18 protein-coding genes are annotated in these 23,733 nt (G+C 42.1%); 7 read left to right on the top strand and 11 right to left on the bottom strand.

From position 1 onward, the window contains the following. The first annotated feature begins 45 nt into the window (after nt 1–45). From AKG37_RS15120 to AKG37_RS15105, 4 genes are all read left to right on the top strand, one after another. A complete protein-coding gene (locus AKG37_RS15120) occupies nt 46–1,887 on the top strand; it encodes a bifunctional homocysteine S-methyltransferase/methylenetetrahydrofolate reductase (RefSeq protein ID WP_060699557.1) in 1,842 nt (613 codons plus the stop codon). After that, nucleotides 1,871–5,299 (top strand): methionine synthase, encoded by a 3,429-nt coding sequence (gene metH, locus AKG37_RS15115; protein WP_060699556.1) that lies wholly within the window; start codon nt 1,871–1,873, stop codon nt 5,297–5,299. Before AKG37_RS15120 ends, metH begins: the two co-directional genes overlap by 17 nt. A 120-nt stretch (nt 5,300–5,419) precedes the next feature. Next, a complete protein-coding gene (locus AKG37_RS15110; protein ID WP_060699555.1) occupies nt 5,420–6,358 on the top strand; it encodes a hypothetical protein in 939 nt (312 codons plus the stop codon). 97 nt (nt 6,359–6,455) lie between these two features. Continuing rightward, complete coding sequence (locus AKG37_RS15105) at nt 6,456–7,313, top strand: GNAT family N-acetyltransferase (RefSeq protein WP_060699554.1); 858 nt, start codon at nt 6,456–6,458, stop codon at nt 7,311–7,313. Between the two features lie 45 nt (nt 7,314–7,358). Here AKG37_RS15105 and AKG37_RS15100 read toward each other — a convergent pair whose 3' ends face one another. From AKG37_RS15100 to AKG37_RS15075, 6 genes are read right to left on the bottom strand one after another with little or no spacing between them, the layout of a single operon-like run. Next, complete coding sequence (locus tag AKG37_RS15100; protein ID WP_060699553.1) at nt 7,359–9,173, bottom strand: IucA/IucC family protein; 1,815 nt, start codon at nt 9,171–9,173, stop codon at nt 7,359–7,361. Between the two features lie 13 nt (nt 9,174–9,186). Beyond that, the gene (locus AKG37_RS15095; RefSeq protein ID WP_060699552.1) at nt 9,187–10,536 is read right to left on the bottom strand and encodes a lysine N(6)-hydroxylase/L-ornithine N(5)-oxygenase family protein; all 1,350 of its coding nucleotides are present in this window, start codon (nt 10,534–10,536) and stop codon (nt 9,187–9,189) included. After that, entirely contained in the window at nt 10,511–11,065 is a 555-nt protein-coding gene (locus AKG37_RS15090) for a GNAT family N-acetyltransferase (protein WP_060699551.1), read from the bottom strand. Before AKG37_RS15090 ends, AKG37_RS15095 begins: the two co-directional genes overlap by 26 nt. Continuing rightward, nucleotides 11,062–12,843, bottom strand: a complete 1,782-nt coding sequence (locus AKG37_RS15085; protein WP_060699550.1) for an IucA/IucC family protein — start codon at nt 12,841–12,843, stop codon at nt 11,062–11,064. Before AKG37_RS15085 ends, AKG37_RS15090 begins: the two co-directional genes overlap by 4 nt. Further along, a complete protein-coding gene (locus AKG37_RS15080; protein WP_060699549.1) occupies nt 12,840–14,336 on the bottom strand; it encodes a pyridoxal phosphate-dependent decarboxylase family protein in 1,497 nt (498 codons plus the stop codon). The genes AKG37_RS15085 and AKG37_RS15080 overlap by 4 nt, the downstream gene beginning before the upstream one ends. Then, nucleotides 14,323–15,669, bottom strand: a complete 1,347-nt coding sequence (locus AKG37_RS15075) for an aspartate aminotransferase family protein (protein ID WP_060699548.1) — start codon at nt 15,667–15,669, stop codon at nt 14,323–14,325. Before AKG37_RS15075 ends, AKG37_RS15080 begins: the two co-directional genes overlap by 14 nt. A gap of 384 nt (nt 15,670–16,053) precedes the next feature. Here AKG37_RS15075 and AKG37_RS15070 point away from each other — a divergent pair, with 384 nt between their 5' ends. Together AKG37_RS15070 and AKG37_RS18940 are read left to right on the top strand one after the other, a co-directional pair. Beyond that, the gene (locus tag AKG37_RS15070; protein WP_060699547.1) at nt 16,054–16,590 is read left to right on the top strand and encodes a serine O-acetyltransferase; all 537 of its coding nucleotides are present in this window, start codon (nt 16,054–16,056) and stop codon (nt 16,588–16,590) included. Beyond that, on the top strand, nt 16,587–16,733 hold the full coding sequence (locus AKG37_RS18940) for a hypothetical protein (protein WP_160316325.1): 147 nt from the start codon (nt 16,587–16,589) through the stop codon (nt 16,731–16,733). The genes AKG37_RS15070 and AKG37_RS18940 overlap by 4 nt, the downstream gene beginning before the upstream one ends. 167 nt (nt 16,734–16,900) lie before the next feature. Here AKG37_RS18940 and AKG37_RS15065 read toward each other — a convergent pair whose 3' ends face one another. Together AKG37_RS15065 and AKG37_RS15060 are read right to left on the bottom strand one after the other, a co-directional pair. Further along, nucleotides 16,901–17,473, bottom strand: coding sequence for a GNAT family N-acetyltransferase (locus AKG37_RS15065; protein WP_060699546.1), 573 nt, complete (start codon nt 17,471–17,473; stop codon nt 16,901–16,903). 14 nt (nt 17,474–17,487) lie between these two features. Then, the gene (locus AKG37_RS15060) at nt 17,488–18,354 is read right to left on the bottom strand and encodes an AraC family transcriptional regulator (protein ID WP_060699545.1); all 867 of its coding nucleotides are present in this window, start codon (nt 18,352–18,354) and stop codon (nt 17,488–17,490) included. A 114-nt stretch (nt 18,355–18,468) separates the two neighbouring features. On the opposite strand from AKG37_RS15060, the gene AKG37_RS15055 reads away from it, so the two are divergent. After that, complete coding sequence (locus tag AKG37_RS15055; protein WP_060699544.1) at nt 18,469–19,845, top strand: MATE family efflux transporter; 1,377 nt, start codon at nt 18,469–18,471, stop codon at nt 19,843–19,845. A gap of 46 nt (nt 19,846–19,891) precedes the next feature. On the opposite strand, the gene AKG37_RS15050 is transcribed toward AKG37_RS15055, so the two are convergent. Genes AKG37_RS15050 through AKG37_RS15040 form a run of 3 tightly spaced genes read right to left on the bottom strand, consistent with a single transcriptional unit; the run spans nt 19,892 to nt 23,716 of the window. After that, the gene (locus AKG37_RS15050; protein WP_060699543.1) at nt 19,892–20,731 is read right to left on the bottom strand and encodes a phytoene/squalene synthase family protein; all 840 of its coding nucleotides are present in this window, start codon (nt 20,729–20,731) and stop codon (nt 19,892–19,894) included. Next, nucleotides 20,724–22,202, bottom strand: coding sequence for a phytoene desaturase family protein (locus AKG37_RS15045; RefSeq protein ID WP_060699542.1), 1,479 nt, complete (start codon nt 22,200–22,202; stop codon nt 20,724–20,726). The genes AKG37_RS15050 and AKG37_RS15045 overlap by 8 nt, the downstream gene beginning before the upstream one ends. Next, nucleotides 22,199–23,716 (bottom strand): phytoene desaturase family protein, encoded by a 1,518-nt coding sequence (locus AKG37_RS15040; protein WP_060699541.1) that lies wholly within the window; start codon nt 23,714–23,716, stop codon nt 22,199–22,201. Before AKG37_RS15040 ends, AKG37_RS15045 begins: the two co-directional genes overlap by 4 nt. Nucleotides 23,717–23,733 lie beyond the last annotated feature (17 nt).

Genomic DNA, 23,733 nt, shown 5'->3' with positions numbered 1-23,733 from the left:
TTATCAGAAGGCTTTTTTTGTTACATAGAAATAAGGAGGAATACAATGGGCCTATTACAAGACTTACAAAACCGCGTACTGATTGCTGACGGAGCAATGGGAACACTTTTATATTCTTACGGCATTGACCGCTGCTTTGAAGAATTAAATTTATCGAAAGAAGATGAAGTGAAGCGCGTGCACGAGGCATATGTGCAGGCTGGTGCTGACATCATTCAAACGAACACATATGGTGCAAATTATATTAAACTATCACGCTACGGTTTAGAGGAAGATGCGAAACGCATCAATACAAAGGCTGTACAAATCGCAAAAGCAGCCGCAGGCTCCGCTTATGTACTCGGGACGATCGGCGGCATTCGAACGTTTAACAAAAATGCCTACTCTATAGAAGAGATCAAACGAAGCTTTAGAGAGCAGCTTTACATCCTATTAAATGAAGAGCCTGACGGATTATTACTTGAAACGTATTATGACATAGAAGAAGCGAAAGCGGTTCTTCAAATTGCACGCAAAGAAACGTCTCTTCCGATTGTCTTGAACGTCTCCATGCATGAACAAGGCGTTTTACAGGATGGCACCCCGCTGAAAGATGGTTTAACGGAATTATCCTCTCTCGGTGCAGATGTCGTCGGCATCAACTGCAGGCTGGGCCCATATCACATGATTCAGGCACTCGAAGGTGTTCCGATTTTAGAAAATTCATATTTATCTGTCTATCCGAACAGCAGTCTCCCCTCTCTTGAAGAAGGCAGACTCGTCTATGATACAGATAACGATTATTTCCGAAAAAGTGCACTTGAATTTAGAAATCAGGGCGCACGCATTATCGGTGGCTGCTGCGGAACAACACCTCAGCACATTAGCGCAATGGCTGAAGCGGTCAAAGATTTAGCACCGATCACTGAAAAAGAAGTGAAAGTGTTTAAAGAAGAAATCATTTCAATTCAAGACAAGCGCACTGAACCGGGTCTTGATGAGCTGGCTGTGAAAAAACGGTCAATTATCGTAGAGCTTGATCCGCCGAAGAAGCTGAATTTCGAAAAATTTCTCGTCGCTGCAAATGAATTAAAAAGTGCAGGCATTGATGCGTTGACGTTAGCCGATAATTCTCTTGCCACCCCGCGTATTAGTAATGTAGCTTGCGGCGCATTATTAAAGCAGCAGCTTGATATGCGTTCTCTTGTCCATATCACATGCCGTGATCGTAATTTGATAGGGCTTCAATCTCATTTGATGGGACTCGATACTCTTGGATTAACCGATATTTTAGCGATCACTGGCGATCCATCTAAAATTGGAGACTTCCCAGGTGCAACATCTGTATATGATTTAACCTCCTTTGATTTGATTCGTCTCATCAAACAGTTTAATGAAGGTCTTTCTTTCTCAGGAAAGCCCCTTGGCAAAAAGACTAATTTCTCAGTAGCTGGCGCGTTTAACCCGAATGTGCGCCATATTGATAAAGCGGTCAAACGTCTTGAGAAAAAGATCGAATATGGCGCTGATTATTTTATCTCCCAGCCTGTTTATTCTGAGGAACAGCTTGTGAAAATTCATGAGGAGAGCCGCCATTTGGATAAACCGATTTATATCGGCATTATGCCGTTAACAAGCAGTCGAAATGCAGAGTTTATTCATCATGAAATTCCAGGCATCAAATTATCTGATTCCATTCGTGACATTATGGCTAAAGCTGGCGAGGATAAAGAAAAGCAACGAGCAGAAGGCTTAGCGATTGCCCGCTCTTTATTAGATACAGCCTGCGAATTGTTTAATGGCATTTATTTAATTACTCCTTTCCTTCGATCAGATTTAACAGCAGAACTGACCACCTACATCCATCAGAAAGAAAAGGAGTCTAACGTCCATGTCAACTATCACTGAACAGCTCAAAAAACGCATCCTCGTCCTTGATGGTGCGATGGGCACAATGATTCAAAATGCCAATCTGACAGCAGAAGACTTTGGCGGAGAAGAATATGAGGGCTGTAACGAGTATTTGAATGTGACAGCCCCTCACATCATCCGCGCGATCCATAGGGAATACCTTGAGGCTAGTGCCGATCTCATTGAAACAAATACGTTTGGTGCTACAAAGCTCGTCCTTGATGAATACGGGCTTGGTCATCTTGCCTATGAACTCAATGTACGAGCTGCACAGCTGGCGAAGGCTGAAGCTGACCGTTTTTCCACACCGGAGCAGCCTCGTTTTGTTGTAGGCGCAATGGGTCCAACAACGAAAACATTATCTGTAACAGGCGGCACAACCTTCAGTGAGCTTGTCAGAAACTATGAAGAACAAGCCCGCGCTCTAATCGACGGACAATGTGATGCCCTTCTTTTAGAAACAAGCCAAGACATGCTGAATGTAAAAGCTGGATTTAAAGGTATTCAGGAAGCCTTTCAAACGACCGGCATTCAATTACCACTTATGGTATCAGGTACCATTGAACCGATGGGTACAACCCTTGCCGGTCAGGATATTGAAGCCTTTTATATCTCTCTTGAGCATATGAAGCCAATTAGTGTTGGCCTGAACTGTGCGACAGGTCCAGAATTTATGACAGACCATATCCGCACGCTCTCCTCCATCGCAAAGTCAGCGGTTAGCTGCTATCCGAATGCTGGTCTTCCAGATGAAGAAGGCCACTATCATGAATCCCCTGCTTCTCTTGCTAAAAAAATTGCTGCCTTCGCTAAGGAAGGCTGGTTAAATATCGTCGGTGGCTGCTGCGGAACGACACCCGCACATATTCAAGCATTGTCAGATGAAGTACGCACGCTTCAGCCGCGTCATATCACTCGCGAATCGTCGCAGCATACCGTATCAGGAATTGAGCCTCTTATCTATGAAGATTCGATGCGTCCTCTTTTTGTAGGCGAACGGACCAATGTCATTGGTTCTCGCAAATTCAAACGGCTCATTGCGGAACAAAAGTTTGAAGAAGCAGCAGAAATCGCTCGTGCCCAGGTGAAAAATGGCGCTCACGTTATTGATGTGTGTCTAGCCGATCCAGACCGTGATGAGGCAGCAGACATGGAAGGCTTTTTACAAGAAGCTATGAAAAAGGTCAAAGCCCCTTTTGTCATTGATTCAACGGATAAACACGTCATTGAAAAGGCACTCACGTATTCCCAAGGGAAAGCCATCATCAATTCCATCAACCTTGAGGATGGCTTGGAACGCTTTGAAGAGATTCTCCCACTTGTGAAGCTATATGGCGGTGCAATTGTTGTTGGTACGATTGACGAAATAGGAATGGCCGTGACAGCGGAACGAAAGCTAGAGATTGCTGTACGTTCTCACGATCTGTTAACAAAGAAGTATGGAATTCCGGCAAGTGACATCATTTTTGATCCGCTTGTCTTTCCAGTAGGCACAGGAGACGAGCAATATATTGGCGCCGCAGAAGAAACAATTAAAGGCATCAAAATGATCAAGGAAACCCTGCCTGAGTGCCTCACTATTTTAGGTATTAGCAACGTGTCTTTCGGACTTCCGCCTGTTGGCAGAGAAATCTTAAACGCCGTCTATTTGTATCACTGCGTCCAAGCAGGACTTGACTACGCCATCGTGAATACAGAAAAGCTTGAGCGCTTCGCATCCATTCCAAAGGATGAAATCAAACTAGCTGAAACCTTGCTTTATGAAACAAATGACCAAGCCCTTGCTGAATTCACCCAATTTTACCGCGGCAAAAAGAAAACGGAGAAAAAACCAAAAGTCTCCTTATCACTTGATGAAAGGCTGGCGCTCTACGTCGTCGAAGGAACGAAAGAAGGTCTCATCGATGATCTAGCTATTGCTTTAGAACAATTTGAATCGCCGCTTCACATCATCAATGGTCCGTTAATGCAGGGAATGGCTGAGGTTGGACGCCTTTTTAATCAAAATGAACTGATAGTCGCCGAAGTGCTTCAATCGGCAGAGGTCATGAAAGCATCTGTTTCGTACCTTGAGCAATATATGGAAAAGCAGCATGCAAGCGGAAAAGGGAAAATTCTACTTGCGACCGTAAAAGGAGATGTTCATGATATCGGGAAAAACCTTGTCGACATCATTTTGAGCAATAATGGCTTTCAAGTGGTCGATCTCGGCATTAAAGTGACACCTCAAACATTGATCGAAGCTGTGCAAAAAGAAAAACCAGATATGATTGGGTTATCAGGCTTACTAGTGAAGTCCGCACAGCAAATGGTATTAACCGCTCAGGATTTACAAAAAGCCAATATTTCCGTTCCTATTTTGGTTGGTGGTGCTGCCCTTTCTCGTAAATTTACGAACATGAAAATTTCGCCTCATTACGATGGACCTGTTCTTTATGCCAAAGATGCCATGGACGGTCTGTCATTAGCCAATGAGTTAAAAGCAAACCCTCTTCAATTTCAAACAAAGCCGCTAGAGGAGCCGGCAGCAGCTTTCAAGGAGAAGGAAGTGAAGCAGCCGAAAGCTGTCATTGAATTACTAGAAAAACGTGCGGCACTTCCGCAGGCGCCAATATTTACACCAGAAAATACAGCACGCCATTATGTAAAAGACATTGATTTGCATCATATTATGCCTTATGTAAATGAGCAAATGCTGATTGGCCATCATCTCGGCTTAAAAGGAAAGGTCAAAAAGCTATTGGCCGAACAGCATCCAAAAGCATTGGAATTAAAACAGCTTGTCACAGACCTTCTTCAGGAAGGCAGAGAGAAGGACTGGTTTGCGCCTGCATTTGTGTATCAATTCTTTCCTGCCAGTTCACACGGAAATGATTTGCATATTTATGATCCCGAAGCATCTAACCGCATCATAGAAACGTTCCAATTTCCAAGACAAGAAAAGCTTCCATACCGCTCCATTTCTGATTATGTGCGGAAGAGTGACGAAAAGGAAAAAGATTATATTGCCTTATTTGCTGTCACAGCGGGCGCACGTATTCGTGAAGTCGCGCAGCAATTCAAGCAAGAAGGTGATTACTTAAAAATGCATGCTGTCCAAGCTCTTGCACTTGAGCTTGCAGAAGGATTAGCTGAAAGAACCCACCAAGTAATCCGTGACAAATGGGGCTTCCCTGACCCAGTCGATTTCACAATGGAAAAACGATTCCAGGCGAAATATCAAGGGCAGCGCTATTCCTTTGGTTATCCAGCGTGTCCAAATCTTGAAGACCAAGAAAAGCTGTTCAAGCTGCTTCAGCCTGAAAAAATCGGCATCCATCTGACAGAAGGATTCATGATGGAACCTGAAGCATCTGTTTCAGCAATCGTTGTTTCTCACCCTGAAGCTAGATATTTTAATGTTCATTAAAACTAGAACCTCCGTGATTGGAGGTTCTTTTTCAATAGAAAAATGGAATATATATCAATATTTACAATTATTAACCGATAATATGAATGAAAACAAATGACTGATAAGGAGATGTTTGTTATGTTCAAAAAGAAAATCGGGATTTTACTGCTCACCACCGGTCTCTTCATTGCCACCCCTCTCTTTCAATCACCTGCACAAGCAAGTGAAGCATCTACGAAACAAACGAAAAACTATACAGAGGAATTGGAGCACCTTTATCCAGACAGTGATTATGCCAACAATGATACGATGGAAAAAGCTCAGCTCATAGAACCTTCTCTTTATCTGAATAAATCTTATTTATATCATGAGGGAAGTATTTCTTCTATGAATGATATCGATTTTCACCATTTTACCAACTCTAAATTTTTTGGAGCTGATGGCCGCTTTTCTATTAAACTCGTGAATGTGAAATCGGGAAATGATTTTGATCTCTATCTTTATGATAAGAACGGGACCCTTGTATCTTCCTCTGTGCGGACATACAATGAAAACGAAATCATTCATATGCCAAAAATCGCTGCCAGTACGGATTACTACTTAGCTGTAAAACCTAAACAATTATTAAATGAAGAAGATAAAAAGTACCGCATTGTGTTTAACAAAAGTATTGAAAAAGAAACCCTAAAACGATACGGATCGCCTCCCACACTCAATAGTTTAAATGAAGCCGGTTCTCCAAATTCTAATTTTGATTTAAGCAGCTTACCTCAGGATGCTGTCGTGACTGGACTTTCATTAGAGGCTGATAAAGGCGTTACAAACGCACACAGTTATGTCTTCACCGTTTCTTCCTTAAAAGGCGGGACAGTAAATGTACCTTGGAAAGGACAAAAGGTCGACATCTCTTCCTATAAAACAAGTCAGGTACCGGCCAAAGACCGCTTTTTTGTTTCTTTCAACGCGATAGAGTTTCCTCAGTTTATCGGTGGACGATTAATTAAAGTAGGCGTCGTGTCGATTAAAAACTTGCGGCTTACCTTTGAATATGAATACAACCGTGACCTCAATTATTAAACAATATAAAAGGAAAAGGATCTCCCTTTTCCTTTTTCTTATGCATTCTTATGGTACGATACATATAGAGAAATCAGCTAAGAAGGAGTTGCGTGAATTGGCAGACGTTATTCAACGATCTTTAACACTTGATGACATACCAGACCTTATGGCTTTGTCAAAAGAGGTCAATTGGCCTGATTACAATGCGGAAGAGCTCACATCTCTTTTAACGAATGGGTCTTTTACAGGTTTTACAACAGCTACTGGACAAGTTATCTCGTGTGCTGGAATTTTCCAATATGACAAAGTGGCTTCAATTGGTGCAGTTATTGTTTCTGAAACACATCGCGGTTTAGGTCTTGCACGTAAAATGATTGACACCTTGCTCCGTCAAAGTGATCAAAGTGCCCCAGTCGTTTTAACGGCTACTGTTCAAGGACGGCCCGTTTATGAAAAGATCGGCTTTCACACTATAGGCTTCATTCATACATACAAAGCACAAAAAACAAATCCTTTAGCGCTTCAAATGTCAGATAAGATTCATCTTTCTCCCGCTGATGAAACTCATCTTCCGTCTATTGAAGCACTTGACGAAAAAGGCGCAGGGACCAATCGATCGAGCTTTTTAAAAAAGCGAATGGAACGAGCCTCGTTCCGGCTGATTGCACAGAATGAGCATCATGAAACAATCGGTTTTGCCTTTGGCGTCGAAACCCCAGCTAATCTACTGATTGGACCGCTTGCAGCAAACGATGAACAAACGGCGCTCGCGCTCATTCAATCACTTATCTCGTCTTATCCAGGTGCGATTCGTTTAGATATGCAGGAAGAAACGGCTGAACGTCTTCACACATCACTGATAGAAGCAGGATTTACGAAAACAAACGCAGCGCATTTTATGATGATTCGTGGAAACGAAAAACAAAATGATCCTGCGCTTCTCTATTTTTTGGCCTCACAGGCATTTTCTTAAAAAACCAAAAAGCTGTAGACAATATGAGTCTACAGCTTTTCCTTTTTACTTTTCGCCTACAGATGAGAGAACTTGTGCAAGTGCATTCGTGACCTTTCCATGCTCTGATGCATGCGGGCGGTCATCTCCATCTCCATAACCATAATCAATCATGCGATTACGGTTTAAGCAAAGCTTCGTCAGCTGAGGCTGGAATAAATCAAATAAAGCAAAACGATCTTTCAGCTGTGGAAATTGATTTTGATACTGCTGAATTTCTTCAGCAAGCAAACGCCAAAGTGTCGTTTCATCTAACAGATCGTGATTGTCTAACACGTTGGATACATAACGCAGGTTGCAAATAAACAGTCCTGTAAAGATAAATTGCACTAAACCTTCTGGCGGCTCACTGCGCAGCACTTCTTTTAAATCTTCTTCTAGTGAAGCTAATTCAGGCAGCGGCTGATCACTTATATTTACATCATCAACGAAATCTTTTATCGCCAATCGATGCGGCTGATGATTTTTTAATACAAGAATCGTATTTTGCCCATGTGGTGAAAAGACTGTGCCATATTGATACATAAAGTGCAGCAGCGGCGGCATCACGACATGGAAAAATGTCGCCATCCATTCTTTTGCTGAGAGACCTGACTTTTCAATCAGCTGTTTGATATACGGCTCACCTTCATGATCCTCATAAGTAAGTGCCGCAAGTGTAACAGGGCTCTCCCCTTCATCTAAGTACGTATAAATGCTTTCTCTAAAAATAACACCGAGCATCTCTAGATATTGATACGGTGCACCAGGCAGCTTGCTGTAGTATGGATGATCGACATTGATACTTGCATTCTCCCCTGGTAAAATGACGCGGCAGACATCAGATAAAAATGGGTCTTGATCTGCAATCCCTTTAATATGCGCTGTAATGCGCGGGGCAATCACTGTACGTTCTGATGGAAGCCCACGGTACACAAGCGTATTTAAAATACTCATTGGCAGTTTAATATGGTGCTTGCCTTTACTTGAAATGTTCGTAAAGGTTCTAATGGATTGCTGCGGAATATATTGATCCAGCCCCTCTCCCAAATACACAATCCGGCGCAGGGCCAAATCTTCAGGGAAATGCTGTATGATCATATGTGTCCACTGCCATTTATGAACAGGCATCATATAATAATCAGCCGCATTCAATCCTTCATCCTTTAACACGCGCTGAAATTGACGAATCGTGACTTCATCTAATTCTTTGGCGATCACCTGCTCATAGTTTTCATGGTCGACTGCATGGAATGTCGCAAGCTCCCTGTGTACAGCTATCCAAGACAGCTGCACACATTCTTGCCGTTCTGGTGCATAGGCTAAGTAATCATCATAGCTGAATCCTATGCGCCCTTTGTTATACACAATCCAAGGATGGCCTGTCATTTCTCCTTCAATCCATGCATAATCAGTATCTGTTAGTTCGTCCGCACGAAGTGCTTTTTTCGACAGCAAATGGACATCTGCTAACAAAGTATGATGAAGCTCTTTGATGAGATGGCCTGTTGTCTCAGAAGACATTGGAATGATTGGCTGAATGTCTAGTAAAAACACTATGGCACTGATATCCTTTGACCATTTTCCATCTTGGCAGCACTCGATTGATTCAGCGATTGTATCAAAACTATCAAACAACCGGGGTTTTGCAAGATAGCGATATTTCTTATGTTCGTGAATGATTAATTCATACTGAGCAATGCCATCCTTACTATCCAGTTCTACAGGATGAAGCATGTCCTCATACATGTATTCAGACAGCATTTTTGCCACCATTCGCTGATTTGCCTTTTTCCAAGCAGCAGGATTCACCGCTTTTTTTAATTCATCTTGTACATTCATCGCTTCATCCTCCTTAACCTTTGATTTCTTCAAATGTGTGTGCATTCTTGTGTGTACCAAATGTCTGGAAGACGTGTTTTTGATAAAGTGGATACACGGTTTGACGAGCAAGTTCATTGATGATCACACTGTTTCGATAAGCCCCTAGTCCCAAATCTGGCGCGCCGACCCCATGTGTATGAAGCTCTGCATTTTGAACGAAAATATCATTTTCACCCATTGTGTTTGTTTTCAAACGATACTCACGCTCGACCTGGAAACGTCCTTGATCATCCCATTGAATGTGATGAGAAATTGGGTTGATAAATGGCGGCAGTACCGATTGGTAGCCAGTCGCCAAAACGACAATATCCGTCTCATGGGTAAAGGATTCTTCCTTGACCCATTGCGTGCATGAAAGTGACAAGCCGCTCGCTGTTTCCTCAATCAAGTTAACTTCTGTCATGGCTTGAAGCACTGTGTTCAGCTGCTTTCCGCAGGCAGAACGTTCATAAAGCAAATGATAAATATCACGAATCATCGCAGAACTGATGCCTTTATACAGCAAGTCTTGCTGTTTTAGCAGCGTATCCTTTTTTGTTTGCGGAAGCTCATAAAAGAAATCAATATAGTCTGGAGAGAAATACTCAAGTCCAAGATTTGAATATTCCATTGGGAAAAACCCTTTAGACCGCGTAAACCAATGAATATCCTTTGCCTCATCATCTGATAAAATGTCATAAAACACTTCTGCCGCACTTTGACCAGAACCAATGACTGTCACAGATTTTCCTTTAAAACAGCCTTCTTTCTTTCGTTTTAAATAATCTGCCGAATGAAAGACTTTCTCTCCTAATGCCGGCTGAAGCGATGCTGGTATCGCCGGCTGCGTACCAATGCCTAGAACGAGATGCTTGCTTTCAAACACCTCTACGGCTTGATCCCCCACATGACGGACATGCACTTCATATCGCTTTTCCCCTGCCTTTTCGATCAATGAGACAGATTCGACGTTCATGCCAAATCGGCAAGAGTCTAACTGGTCAGCGACCCAGCGGCAATAATGACTGTATTCCTTTCGCGGAATATGGAAGTCCTCTAGAAAGTAAAATGAATACAAACGGTTTTGCTCCTGCAAATAGTTGAGAAAGCTATATTTGCTTTTCACATCTGCCATGCTGACAAGGTCCGCTAAAAATGGGACTTGCAGTGTCGTCCCTTCAATAAGCATACCTGGATGCCAGTGAAAGGCTTCACTTCTTTCAAAAAACAAAGCGTCGATTTCATTTACCTCTTCAGATAATGCGGCAAGCCCTAGGTTAAACGGGCCAATGCCGATCCCAATTACATCCACTACATTATTTTGCTTGTTGAACCGCGTCATGGTTATACTTCCTTTCGAATCGTTCTCGATCACAAAACATCAAAAGACCTGTTTTATCCGGTAAAATGACTGGTTTTACACGTTCGAAACCGCATTTTTCAAATACATGAATCATTTTTTCATTGCGAATATCTGGCTCAGCAACGATTTTTTCTGTTCGTTTGTTCTGCTCAAATTGAAATGCTGTCATTGCCTGAAGGAGCGGAGCAGCAAATCCTTTTCCCACATAATCCGGCTCACCTATTAACAGATGGACTCCTTGATCGTGCGGAGAAGGCTCATAGTAGGATTCAATGACATCTCCTTTGACGTTGTACGCCTCAAAATAACTCATTGGCGTCCCGTCAATCGTTCCTAAATAAAGAGTTTGATGCGGATCATGTATGGCCTGATAAAAATGTTTTTCAAAAGCGGGAAACGGAATATTCAAATGCCAAAATGGGTGAACGTACTCTTCCTGCATCCACTTATGGACAAGCTGGACGTCCCTTTCATATTCAGCACGAATAAAGCTAATACGATGCCTCATCCAATCAGCGCCTCCTTATGTAAAAAGAGCGGATTCAAGACAGCCGTATAACGAGATTGTGTTTCCAGTGACCCTGTCAGCTCATCCATATCTTCAAAACGTGTCAGTAAATTCGCTTTTGAAGGCAGCTCCTTTGAGCGGAGAAGGCTGTTTGTCAGATCAGATGCTCCATATGTCTCCTCATGAACGAGCAATGTATCTCTCACAAGCGCCAGCAAATCTTCTTCCTTTGCTAGTCCTTCTGTGCCAAAACCGTTAATTAGACCGAATAAATGATTAAAGAAGAAATAATAACGAAGTCTCTCAACGGCTACATCATCCGCACAGATGGTTTCACTTCTCACGCTTAAGTTTTGGACAAGGTTGGCCAGCTTATTCTTTTTCGATTCACTATAATAGTAGCCTTGGTTGTCACGATAATAGAAGGTGTCTGGATAACCATCCTTCATTTGCACGACCGCATTTTGCTGATGGGCCTCCAGTGCAAGGCCATACGTTTCAAACAGCCAGAGCATCGGTTCTAACGAAATGGATAAATATCGTTTAAACCAATCTTGGCTGACCGCTTCTGTTGACCGGCCTTCTGCGTCTGCAAGCTCATGAATAATGCCTGCTAATCTTGATTTTCCTCCGTACGCATGATCCTGACATAAGCCAGCAATTAAACTTGCGCCTTTTTCACGATGCAAAAATGGATTTTGACGAATCACCACTTCAAATCCAGATTCCGCCTCAACTCCTTGAATGGATAGATATGCAGGATCTTCAATCACACGGAATCCAGAGAATTGATCGTATAAAGAAACGCCTAATTCTGTTTTTAAGATGCGGGACATCTCAACTCCGCGATCCAGTTCCTTTTGTTTATTGATGCGTAAAGAGTTCGTAATTTTCACAGGAACAGAGAATTTGAGCATGTAAGCAGAATCTTTTTGATAGACCGTTCTAAAGGATGAGGTCGCTGTATATTCAGCTCCCATCGGTCCTAAATAAGTTAGTTTCCCCTCCTCTATATAACGCTTCACGAACGCCTTCTCCATGACCACTTTGACTTGCAGTGGATGAATCGGAATGAGCACATATTGTCCGTTTTCTGTTAAAGTATTCAGCCTCTCTGTTTCTTCAGGTAACTGAAGCGAAAGCTCTTCTAACATCAAGCTTGCCGCCGACTGTGAAATAGATGAATCCTGAAGCACAATCGAATGGTGTGCTTTAAAGTAATGAAGCTGGAAAGCCCCTTTCAGCTCAGGAGAATAGACGGCTTCCTCCTCTTCTGTCATCCCTTGTCTACTTTTTGGTGTAGGATGCGTTAAATGTCCAAGGAGAAGTGACTGCTCAGCCTCGATATACTCAAAATCAGCTTGAGATAGAGCTGCTCGATCACTTTCTCTCTCCTTTAAGAATCTTTCAATATTACGGCAGCTTAAAATGATGCGAAGCATGAATTCATCCTCTGCATCTGTGCGGCCATATTCAATGAGAAGCTCCTTTGAACATAAAGCAACAAGTGTCATGTAATCAACGATCGTTCCCTCTTGTTCACTGCCGCCGGGACGAAAGCGAATCGGAAAATCAAAGAGATGACGGCCTACAGATGAAAAATATCGAATCGGAATCACAAGCTCAAGATCTTGCTTTGCTAGTTTTGCCACGAATACAAGCGAACCGTCTGCTTTTGTCTCTTTTTTTGCAGATCGATCGATTCCTGTTTCACGTAAAAAACAGTTTAAAAAGCTTTGCATAGTTGCATTTTCAGCCATTTGTTTATATTGACTCAACGTAGTACCCTCCCGGATTGAATATGAGCGATCCCGATATCAACGATGTCAGAAAGGATTTCCTTAATATGTGCCATTGTCGTTCTCGGATTTAACAAAGTGAATTTTAAGCATGTATGACCATCTACCATTGTTTTCGCAATGACAGCAGTTCCTGATTTGAATAACGTTCGATGGATGATTTTATTGATGTCATCTGCTTGATGATCATCCTTAAATCGAAACACAACTGCATTGATTTCTGGCTCAGGATTGATTACTTCAAGGTGATCATTTCTATCAATCAGCGCAGCTACATTCTTTGCAAATTGAATGGTGTGGTCAATGATCTCACCGAACCCTTCTTCTCCAATCATCCGAAGGGACAGAAGCAATTTCAGTGCATCAAATCGACGCGTCGTTTGGACAGATTTATTGACGAGATGTAGTATTCCATCCAGTTCATCTTCTTTTGGATTGAGATAATCTGCATGATAATTGATCAAGCCAAAATGTCTTTTATCCTTCAGCAAAAATGCCCCGCAAGAGATCGGCTGATAAAATTGTTTATGAAAGTCGATCGTGATTGAATCAGCAAGCTCAACACCATCTAATTTATCTCGGTAGGTTTCACTTAATACAAGCGCTCCACCATAGGCAGCATCTGCATGAATCCATAGACCGTATGGTTTGACGATGTCATATACATCTCGAACTGGGTCAATACTGCCAAAATCAGTTGTCCCGCAAGTCGCCACTATCGCAAATGGCAGAAGATCCTGCTCCTTTAACTCAACAAGCTTCTTCTGCAAATCCTTGAGGTCCATTCGGTGATGCTCATCCGTCTCTACTAGAACGACTGCCTGCTCCCCTAAGCCTAGCTGGGATGCAGACTTTTTCACAGTGAAGTGGGCATTTTTAGAACAAAGAATTCTCATGCGGTGAGCTTCACTTGGTAAGCCTTTCTGCTGAACATTCCATTGCCATTTATTTTCACAAAATGCATCTCTCGCAAGAAGCAGCCCCATATAGTTAGATTGGGTTCCACCGCTCGTAAATGTCCCATCTGCCAGGTCTCCATAAGAAAACTTTGCACACAGCCACTTTAGGATTTCCTCCTCAACCAAAGAAGCAATACCACTTTGATCGAAGGAATCCATTGATTGGTTAAATGAGCTCACCATCACTTCTGCAGCAAGTGCAGGAATGAGCGGCGGGCAATGCAAATGTGCCAAGCATTTAGGGTGCGATACATCAACCAAATGCGGTAAAAGGTGCTGTTTAATATCTTGAAAGACAGATTCAATTGATTCTCCAGATGGTTGAAACTGAAATAACGATTCGACACTATCCGTTAATTTCCCAGGCAATATTCCACTGTATGGGCCTTTGTCTTTTTGCCACTGATCCAGTAAGCTGTCGATAGATGTATGAAGAGCCGCTTGGAAGGACTCTCTTCCAAGCTGGCTTTGATTGATAAATAATGAATCAACAGAAGACTTAGTTGATTGCATCGTAAACGGCCTCTTTAAAAATAGCGATAACTTGTTCAAGCTGCTCCTCCGTCATGATCAATGGCGGTAAGAATCGAACCACGCTTCCGAAACGGCCTCCTGTCTCTACAATTAAGCCTTTATCGAAGCAATTCTTTTGAATGAGACTGGCTAGCTCTGGATTGGCTGGATAGCTGCCATCCACATCCTGCTTCTCATTTGGATCGACGATTTCAACACCAATCATTAATCCTCTTCCTCGAACATCACCGATAGCTGGTACGTGTTTTTGAATGTCTTTTAGATAAGCCTGCATGCGATCACCTAACTGATCTACATGATCAAGCAAATTGGTTTCTTTTATAAATTTAAGCGTAGCGGTTCCTGCAGCCATCGCCATTTGATTTCCTCTGAATGTACCAATGTGTGCACCAGGATTCCATTGATCCAAGTCTTGATCATAAATGACAACTGAGAGCGGAAGGCTTCCACCAATTGCTTTTGATAATACAATGACGTCTGGCACAATTCCCGCATGTTCAAAGGCAAACATCTTACCTGTTCGGCCAATGCCTGATTGAACCTCATCGATAATAAGCGGAATGCCTTTTTCTTTTGTGATTCTTCTCATTTCTTGTATCCATTCAATAGATGCTGGAATTGAGCCTCCCTCACCTTGCACTGCTTCAAAGATCATAGCTGCTGGCGGAAGAATACCACTTTCAGGATCATTTAATACACGCTCGATATAAGAACTGGAAATGCGGTGTGAATTTTTACCGCCAATTCCGAATGGGCAGCGATATTCATATGGATAAGGCAGGAAATGCACATCTGGTATTAACCCTTGCACTCTTTCCTTTGGAGATAAATTACCGCTTAATGACATCGTGCCATGTGTCGCCCCGTGATAGGCACCGTGGAAGGAAAGAATGGAACGATTTCCTGTCGCTGTCTTGACTAATTTAATAGCTGCTTCTATGGCATCACCGCCAGTTGGTCCACAAAATTGAATTTTTGCTCTCTTTGCAAACTCTTCGGGCAGGTGTGAAAAAATCTCACTCACAAATTCTTCTTTTATTTCTGAGGTTATGTCCAACGTATGCAATGGTCTTTTTTCATGAAGCATACGTTCAATAGCTTCTATAACAACCGGATGATTGTGACCAAGTGCAAGTGTTCCTGCACCTGCCAGACAGTCATAAAACTCTCTGCCATCTGCATCTGTCACGATCATACCCTCGGCTTTTTGCATGGCTAATGGGAACCGTCTCGGGTAAGACCTTGCATTAGATTCTCTTTGACTTTGCTGCTCTAAAAATTGCTGATTTTTAGAAACGGTTTTGATGGACATAATAAAACACTCCTCCAATTGATAAAGATTATCATTTTCATTTATTAGCCTAGAGGATGTGGGATAGGAAAGTCAATTGGATTCAAAAAGATGATTCTAATAGCATATGAATACAATATTCTCTTTTTAATGAGTATTTTCGAGTAATTTTTACAAACACCTACTGCCATAAAGAGATCGAACGCATGCGCCCTTTTGATATTGAAAAAAATTACAAATCAATCTTCCTGGTTCTTTTGTTCTACTCGACATAAAGAGCTTATTTTATATAGAAATTTAGATGAAACGAAGGTAAAAAGTTGAAAAAATCACACCATTCTTATTGATATAAATGGTTTTAATGGTATAATTTCTCTAAAACGAACAGGAATGGAGGGAGATCTGTTGATTTTAACGAAGCATGACCTTCACCACTACTTGGCGCAGGATAAAAAAGCATTGGCGATCACACGCAGAAGGCCAAAGTGGTTTGGGGACGATATATGGAAATATCAAAGGTATTTACGAAAATATGAATACTATTCTCATAGCGGTGCTGCATTGCGAAAATGGTTTTATCGCTATTTACATAAAAAGAAAGGCATGCAGCTTGGCTTTGATATCCCGATTGGCGTCTTTGGCCCCGGCCTTAGAATCAATCATACTGGTCTGTTAATTGTAAACAAGCACGCTAAAATTGGGGCATTTTGTGATATTCATCAAGGGGTGAATATTGGCCAAAACCATCATGAAAAGGATGTACCAACCATTGGCGATCACGTATGGATTGGCCCTGGAGCTAAGCTGTTTGGAGACATTTATATTGCGAATCATATTTCAATCGGAGCTAATGCCGTGGTGAATCGTTCCTTTCATGAAGAGCAAATCGTCATTGCAGGTGTCCCGGCTCAAAAGATCAAACAAAAAAGCCCTTCTTCATGAAGGACCCATCTGATAAAAAGAATGATATCGATCAAAATAGAGATGAGCAGCATGAGATCAAACAAGATGCTAAAAATATGAAGTCCAGTTCAGCCCCTTCCTATCTGCCTTGTTCAATTCAATACCGATTATGGTGGTACTAAATTGCAAGCCTAAGATGGCTCACAGCCATTGGTCTTTGTTATGCTTTGGCACATCAAACCATAAATAGATAACACAGCAGTGAAACGAATAGTCCCATGATTCTCTAGAGTAAAACCCCCTTTATATCAATCTTCTTCGTTTATTCAAATATTACGATACTTTTGTCCTAATATGATGATTGTTCAGAGGAATGGCGCGGAAGACTTCGCCATTCTTCTCTCAGCATTCCATAGCGCATCGAATCAAAATACTCTCCTTGATAGTACCGAACCTTTCTCAATCTTCCCTCAAGGACAAATCCACATTTCTCTGCACAGCGCATCATCCGTTCATTCCCTGACCATGTTGTAAGACCAATTCGAGGGATATCAATGTGCGAAAATAGTACATCAATCCATAGGTTTAACGCCTTTGTCCCTATGCCCCCGCTCCAAAAGCGTGAGTCATAAATGATTATGCCGCATTCAAGCCATCGTGTACGTTCGTTCTCCCAATAATAAGACACAGTGCCTTTGATGTCTCCATCTATTTCAATGCCATACAGCTTCGGCGGAATGGATTCATCCTGCAAGTATCGTTTCTTAAATGCAGAAAGCGGGATCTCGTGTTCTTCAAAATAAGGGGCATTCCACTTTCGATAGGACTGATCTGGTGCTTTAAATTTTAAATGCCACACCTCTTCTAAATCAGTTTCGTTTAATGGTCGTATATTCACAAGCTCTTCTTTTTCCCTTTTCATCTATTCACGCTCCTTTACTTTGTTGTTCTTTTGACTAAATGACGGTACTCGATCGGCGTCATGCCTTCGTTTTGCCGAAACAGCTTCGAAAAATAAGTAGGATCGTCAATGCCTACATACTCTGCAATGGCTGCAATTTTTTCATTCGTTGAGGCCAGCATGCTTTTGGCTTTTTCGATTTTGAGACGATGACTGTATTGGTTTGGTGTCAATCCATATACTGTCTTCATACATCTTGTCATGTAATCAGGATGATAGTGCAGCTTTTCTGCAAGCTGCTCCATGTGTAATTTCTTCATAAAGTGGCGCTCAAGATAGTGAACCACTTCTGATGCAACGGTCTCCTTTGCACTTGGCATATGGAATGCTTCTTTTTGTAAATGGATGACTAGTTCCTCAAATAGAAGCTGTTTTTTCAGTGGAAGTTCAGATGCATCATGATTTAGTGCTCTCATTGCTGAAAGATGCTTTTCTAACACACTTCGTCCTTTCACTTGTCCTAAACGGGGCAGGCTGAATTCATATGTTGCCGGCTTTTCGAAGGTGGCTTGATTTTGTTTCATATCAATCCAGTGTTCTCTCGGCCGGTTCGACAGCTCAAATGGATCAATTGAGAAATGTAGCCACTCATAGTGGGTGTCCTCTTCACATGGCAAATGTCCACCATGAGATAAGCCCGGTGAAAGAATGATATATTCACCTTCTTTTACGTGATAAGCCCTCTCATCCTCTGTTATCCATAGTTCACCCTTTGTGACATAGAGAAGATCAAATACAGTGAAGGTTCTAGAGATATGTCTTTCTCCTTGATGAAAAACACCTTTGCCTGAAGCAATATAAATAGGAAACGGCGGTACTGTAAATGTAATAAATCGATCCATATTCATCTCCTTACGAAGTCGGATTTCTCCAATAAGTTTCGGTTTCATCTCTTCTTATTATAGTCGATGCAAGGTACACTATAAATCGGATTTATACGAAAGGGGGGCTACGTGATGAAATCGCAAACCCTGTCTTATCAAAAGGTTCAAGCCAAAAATGAGAGAAACCACCCTTCATTATTTGCATTAACTTGGCCTATTTTTATTGAAATCTCTTTATATATGCTCATGGGGAGCGCAGATACACTCATGCTCAGCCAATATTCTGATAACAGTGTGGCCGCAGTAGGTGTCAGTAACCAGCTGCTGAATTTATTAATTGTCATGTTCAGCTTCATTACAACAGGTACGACCATTGTGATTGCGCAGCTCTTAGGAGCTAACCGCAAGCAGGAAGCAACTCAAGTCGCCTATGTCTCACTCGGTACCAACTTCTTGATTAGCTTTGTCATTAGTCTCCTCATGTTTGTATTAGCTGTTCCAATCCTGCACATGATGGGCTTATCAAGTGAGCTCATGCCGGATGCGGCGGTATTTTTACAAATTGTCGGGCTGCTTTCCTTTATTCAAGCACTTATTATGACGTATAGTGCTATTTTAAAAAGCTATGGATACACGAGAGACACGATGTATGTCACCATCGGAATGAACTTGCTCAACGTTGCCGGCAATTATTTGGTCATTTTTGGTCCGTTTGGCTTTCCAGTTTTGGGTGTCATGGGAGTCGCCTTTTCAACCTCACTAGCTCGATTGATCGGATTAATAGCGATGATCCTCATTGTCCGCCGCCGAATTGGATTACGCTTTTCGCTGAAGAACATGTTTCACATCCAGCGGACGCATTTAAAAAAGCTGCTAAAAATCGGCATTCCTTCTGCTGGAGAACAGCTTTCTTATAACGGCTCTCAAATGATCATCACACTGTTTATTACATTTATGGGGACGCAGGCTTTAGCAGCAAAAGTCTATACTCAAAATTTGATGATGTTCATTATGTTGTTTGGTGCAGCGATTAGCCAAGGGACACAAATTTTAATCGGGCGCCATATTGGGGCGAAAGAATTCGATGCTGCCTATCGCAGATGCATGAAAAGCTTATACTGGGCCATTGCGATCTCTCTTCTTTCTTCCACTGTATTATCTTTATCATCGGCGCATTTGCTTGCATTTTTCACTAGCAATCGCGAGATCATTCAAATCGCCGCCACACTCCTCCTATTGACGATCATTTTAGAACCGGGGCGTTCATTTAATATGGTCATTATCAATTCATTGCGGGCTGCTGGCGACGCGAAGTTTCCAGTGTATATGGCGATGATTTCAATGTGGGGAATTGGGCTTCCGATCGCTTACTTGTTAGGCATTCAGCTTGAAATGGGTCTCGTCGGAGTTTGGATTTCTTTTATCGTGGATGAATGGGTAAGAGGCATTTTCATGTATAGACGCTGGCGTTCAAGGGTTTGGACGGAGTATCGTTTTTCATCCACATAAAAAGGACTGCGTGTGCAGTCCTTTTTCTTCTTTATCAGCATCTTTTTTACATAATATCCTCTAAAATAAGTGCTTTTTCCTGTTTTGAAATAAATGACCGCTCTGTAAAGACCCGGTATTCGTTTTCTCTTGTTTTATCTAAAATGGCTTTATAAAAGTGGGCAGCTGCTTTCACCGGTATACGTGAATAAAGCGGGAATTCATGAAGATAGTCAAAAAACTCTTCGTAGTATGCCTCTGCCTCAAAAGCAATGTACTCCCACACATGCTGGAAGGCCTGATTGACAACCCCTTCCTGCAATTCTTTCTCTGTGTACCCGAATTGATCCATCACTTGCTTTGGCAAATAAATGCGGCCTCTTTCAGCCTGATCCTCGCCAATGTCACGAAGGATATTGGTCAGTTGCATACCAATACCTAACGAAATGGCTGCTTCTTTTAGCTGCTCTTTTTTACGCGGTGCAATAATTGGAAGCAGCATGAGTCCAACGGTACTAGCAACATGATAGGAATAGATGAGCAGTTCATCTAACGTTTCGTATCGATGCTGTTCTAAATCCATCTCCTGTCCATGCAGCAAATCACGGAACGGGGACTCATCCATCCGAAACTCTTGAAATGTATGCTCTAACGCCACCCACATCGGATCATTTCGGTCTACCTCGCCGTGTAAAAATCGATCAAACGTCTCCCTAAAGGATGCAAGATCCTCTTTTGGAGAAGGGGACTCATCGACAATATCATCTGCTCTCCTGCAAAAAGAATACACAGCCCAGACTGCCTGCCTCTTCTTTTTAGGCAGCATGGAAAAGGCGCGGTAAAACGTTTTTGAATGAGTTTGTATGGTCTCTTCACACACTTTCATTGCTGTTTGTACATCAACCACTTAGCTTCACTTCCTTTCTATCATTCAAATTTTTTAGTAGAACAGAAGCCATGAGCTTCGCACTTTGCATCACGATCGGCACTCCACCTCCAGGATGGATGGAAGCACCTGCCGCATAAAGGTTGTCGGTCTCTCTGACCTTCACTTGCGGGCGAAAGACACCTGATTGAAACAAATTAGGCGCAAGACCAAAGCTGCCGCCTTCAAATAATCCTTCTCGCAAGGAATCATTTGGTGTTCTGATCTTTTTCCAGACAATCGATTCTCGCAATCTCGGAAAGCCTCTTTCCTCAAGACGATCGATCATTTTTTCTACAAAATCTGTCTTCTCTTCCCAGTTGATATGATTTCCTGAAGGAACAGGAATCAGCATGTATAGAACGCTGCAGCCATCTGGAGCAAGAGATGGATCAATGATCGATGGATTAAAGGTATAAAAAGATGGATCTTGAGGAATCGTTTTCGTTTGAAAAACCTCTTTCATGTGCAGCTCAAAGTGTTCTCCCATAAAAAATTGATGAACAGGCGCATGATGATATATGTTGTTTAATCCGAGATACACCATCACACAGCCGGAGGACGGCACGTATTTTCGGCGGTCTTGCTCGTCATCTAAACCAAGCTGTTTTAATGCTGCTGGATAATCTCCATTGATCACAAATGCATCAGCGGCTATATGTTCATCATTGACTTTTGCTTTGACTGCCCGTTTTCCCTCAAACACCAATTGCGTGACTTCTTCATTTTTTCTGATATGCACGCCCAATTTGATAAGCTGTCCTTCCAATATATTTACTAAACTTGCATAGCCGCCCTTTAAATAGTAGATTCCATGTGCGTGCTCACTATATGAAACGAGCGAATAAATAGCAGATGCTTCATACGGGTTTCCTCCAACATAGAGGGTTTGCAGTGCATATGCATCTCGCAGGCGTTCGTCTGAGAAATATTTTTTTAGAGCGCTTTGTACCGTTCGATACGCTTTTAATTTCATTAAAATTTTCATATTTGCTTTTGTAAAAAATGTACGTTTTTCATGGAATGATTTTTCTAAAAAGGCTTGCTGCCCTTCTTGAAACCGGTCCGTCATTTCTTCCATAAACTTTAGGAACCCTTGATCTTCCTTTGGAAATACACGTCTGATCTCATCTAGCTGACGAAGTGCATCAGAGTATTTCGTATAGGAGGTGCCATCTTGATATTGAATCGTGTACAGCGGATCAAGCTGCAGCAGATCAAGAGACGATTCGTCAATTCCTACCTCGTGTAAAATGCCTTTTAACATGTCAGGAAGTAGGACAATGGTCGGACCTTCATCTACTTTATATCCTTTCTCACGTACAAAAGCAAGTCTCCCGCCAAGCTGTTCATTTTTTTCGACAAGAGTGACATCATGTCCCGCTTTTTTTAAATAAAGCGCTGAGATCATCCCGCCAATACCGCCACCTGCAATCAATATATGCTTTTTCATGAGGCGCTCCCCTTTTCTTGATGCGGTATCGTTTTGTGTGTATGTTTCTCTTTTGAGAGAATCGCATTTGTCGTGATACGTGCTGATTCTAAAATGGTTGGCAGACCACTTCCTGGATGCGTTCCTCCCCCAACAAGCCAGCAGTGCTTTAATTCATCAAATTCATTGTGCGGCCTGAGGACCATCATCTGCGTCAGCTGGTGGCCAAGATTAAATGTAGCTCCTTCATATACGTAAAGATCTTCCTCCCATTGCTTCGGTGTAATCATCCGCTCGACTTCTATATGCTGTCTCACATTCTGAAAGCCCGTTTTCCGCTCCAATGTATCCAGCACAAGCTCTCTAAATTCATCTTGATGCTTTTCCCAGTCAATGCCGCTTTGATTATTCGCAACCGGTGCCAGCACATAAAGAGCTGATTTTCCTTTTGGCGCAAGCGTATCATCTGTCACACTTGCATTTTGAATATAAATAGACGGATCATCTGGCAGCTCAAATGTTTTTGTAATACCTTTGACGAATTTAGCATAATTATCGGAAAAAACGATGGTATGGTGAGGCTCATCATATATCGTATCTAATCCTAAATACAGCATAAAGGTGGAGCACGAGAATTTTTTCTTTTTCAATTTTTTCTCGCTGTATTTCTTTAAGAGACCTGGCTCGACAAGCTTTGTCATCACGTGAGCAAAATCTCCATTGATGACGACCTCATCCGCCTGTATTTCTTCTCCTGTTTCTAAGCGAACGCCTTTCACTTTCCTGCCTTCCGTGAGCAGCTTTTCAACGCCAGATGACAGGTGAATATTTGCGCCAGATTCAACCGCCGCCTTTGCCATCGCTTCTGACAGTTGATTAACACCGCCCTTCGGATGGAAAACACCAGTATCATGCTCCATAAACGAAAGAATCGAAAATGCTCCAGGACATTCCCATGGGGACATCCCTAAATATTTTGATTGAAATGTAAAGGCATATTTCACTGATTCATTTGAGAAATAGTCAGACAGCACATCATATAAACTTTTATTTAGTGAAAGCTGTGGAAGTGCTTTGATCACCTTCGGGCGCAAATAATGATGAAACCGATCCATTTTGCTTTGTAAAATTGGCGTCAGACGATCCATTTTGCGCTTTGTATCGTTCATAAATCGTAAATACCCTTCGCCCTCACCAGGTGCAAAGGCTTCTAATCGTTTATACATTTCATCACGATCTCGAATCATATCCAGCTGGTCGTCTTGAAATATTAATCTATACATATCTTTTAATTCAATTACATCGATATAGTCATAAAGATTTTTACCAGAAAAGGTGAACAGCTCCTCTGCAATATGAATCATGCTGAGAAAGGTAGGACCTGTATCAAACGTGAAATCACCAAGTTGAAACTTAGCGTTACGTCCGCCAACAAAGGGCTGCTTTTCATATACATGAACATCATGTCCTTTGCTTTGAAGCATCATAGCTGCCGCAAGTCCCCCTGGTCCCGCTCCAATCACAATGATTTTCATTATCCTTTTTCCTCCAA

This window comes from Bacillus australimaris (assembly GCF_001307105.1).
Classification (GTDB): Bacteria; Bacillota; Bacilli; order Bacillales; family Bacillaceae; genus Bacillus; species Bacillus australimaris.
The sequence above is the reverse complement of the archived record's forward strand: the minus strand, read 5'-3'. Positions and strand labels throughout refer to the sequence as shown.